We start from the raw sequence: 2,100 nt of genomic DNA on the forward strand, positions 1-2,100 counted from the left end.
GCGTGGCAGTTTTACAATACATCAACTTCCTCAATGGAAAACCATTAAATCATCTGAAGCATGCCTTGGGAAATTAAACCGCACAACGGGTTATTATAATATTTTTTCAATATTCTATTTCCTCCATTTGGTCTTTTCATTTCAATTTTATAAACCACATTATAATAGATTAGTTTAGAAGTAAATTGAGGTTTTAATTCTTTGAAAAATTGAATCTCTTCAGTATCCACTTTGAAACCTGATTTGAGGACTATTTTTTTTATTTCAGATACTGATTTTAGAATAACATCTATAGAATTTTTACATTTTTCAATTTGATTATCAATTTCTAAATCTATGAAATTAATTTGCTCATTAAGATTTATGAGTGCTACGTTAATCTTGAAATTCAATTTTTTTTATATTATTTATTGGAAAATTAGTTATTCTTTACTTTCAAATATTTTTATAAAAAATATCAATAAAATAATGGGTAATATTGCTTGAGAAAGAAACCATTCGTTAATTAAATATAGTAAAAATTGATTGATTATAAAAACCGATAAATAGGTGAAAAATGCCCATATTTTCATTCTCCACAAACCAATAATACATGTTAAACTAATACTTGTTGCAATAAAATAATATTCCTCAAAAAGACTTCCTTTCATAGTATCAATGTACATAAAACTATGTATAATACCCAACAGGCAAACAATAGCTATTAAAACTGAATCTTCCTGTTTTGAAAATTTAAGCTTAAAGTTAATTTGCATCCAATTTTTGTATTGTTACTACTTGTTGTGTTTATTTATAAAAGCTTTTTTGATATGACACTTCAAAAAATATTTCATTATATTATTTTTTCTTTCCTAAAAGTGTAAAAGGATTAAACGATACACCTAAATTAAAATAGAATGTAGGATCTGGTTTTATTTCATATACAGCATCCTTGAATGAATCTTCTTTTCTAAATAAATTTCCAGAGGGTGTTAACTTCATACCAGTTTTTCCAGTGATTATAAAATTTCCAATTGCATGTTCGTATATTAACCCAGAATAGATATCTAATTGTCTGTACTCATATCTTTGAGACGTACCATCTATATTGTATAGATAAAATGATGTTCTGTCTAATTCGCTTCCCAATGATACTCTTCCAGCATTGAAAACGTACTTTCGAAGGTAAATGCTTTTTGGAAGTGTAATGTCAGCTATCAATCCATTATTAAATTTGTGTTCATAAGTTATAATTGGTATCACAGGTGTTTGAGCACTTGGATCTATATTAACTAATAAACCAGCGGTCATTTTTGTTTTTTGATTGGCTTTCAAAACTATTACACCTGTTAATAAACCTTTTACTCTTTCAAAATGTTGATCACTACCATCAAAAATAATACTTGAAGAATAGATTGTTCTCTTTTTAAACAATGTTGAGAAGTATGAAAAATTCACTGATGAAGAAAAATAGTGGAATTGATTATCGACTGCCTTGATTTCATTTGTAAAGGGATCCATCATATCAGCCTCTGCACTAGTATATCTATAGCTTAAAGTTGTTCCTAAAAGCCATGTTTTTCTTTTTATAAAATTAAAATTGGCACTAATTTTAGCCTGTTCAAACTGGTTAACGGTACTTTGCGGTAATGATATGTTTCCTCGATCTGAGGTAAAATTGTATGGAGATGAATGCGTGAACTCAATGGTCAATGGTCGGACAATCGCAAATTTATCAGCCGCGTTAGCTATTGCACGTTTAGGAATATTTACACTATCCTTTTTGCTTTTGTTGATTGTATCTGTTTTTTGAGAAAAACTTTCTAAAGAGAAGAGCATAATTCCTACTACAAGTACTACTTTTTTTAACATTTTCATATAAATTATTTTAAAATTTTAATTATTGATTGAGAAAAATTGAAATGAAAAATTTTATCAAATAAGTTCTCCGCATTATTGCTTTTTATAAATTCTTTACTTGTACGTCTTCAAACTAAATTGGACTTTTGCTAAGAGAGTATTTAGTTAACCCGTTGTGCGGTTTGATTTAAGCAATAAAACACAATAAAAAAGTTGTGCATAATACTGAATTTCAGTATATTAAATAAGATTCTGAGTTTT

At 27.5% G+C, this 2,100-nt stretch carries 2 protein-coding genes; both read right to left on the reverse strand.

The window, feature by feature from the left end:
* Nucleotides 1-44: 44 nt before the first annotated feature.
* The gene (locus BLP55_RS16425; RefSeq protein ID WP_091147444.1) at nt 45-392 is read right to left on the reverse strand and encodes an RteC domain-containing protein; all 348 of its coding nucleotides are present in this window, start codon (nt 390-392) and stop codon (nt 45-47) included.
* Nucleotides 393-837: 445 nt separating this feature from the next.
* Complete coding sequence (locus tag BLP55_RS16435) at nt 838-1,857, reverse strand: hypothetical protein (protein WP_091147450.1); 1,020 nt, start codon at nt 1,855-1,857, stop codon at nt 838-840.
* Nucleotides 1,858-2,100: the final 243 nt, after the last annotated feature.

It is taken from the genome of Flavobacterium caeni, from assembly GCF_900101895.1.
GTDB lineage: Bacteria > Bacteroidota > Bacteroidia > Flavobacteriales > Flavobacteriaceae > Flavobacterium > Flavobacterium caeni.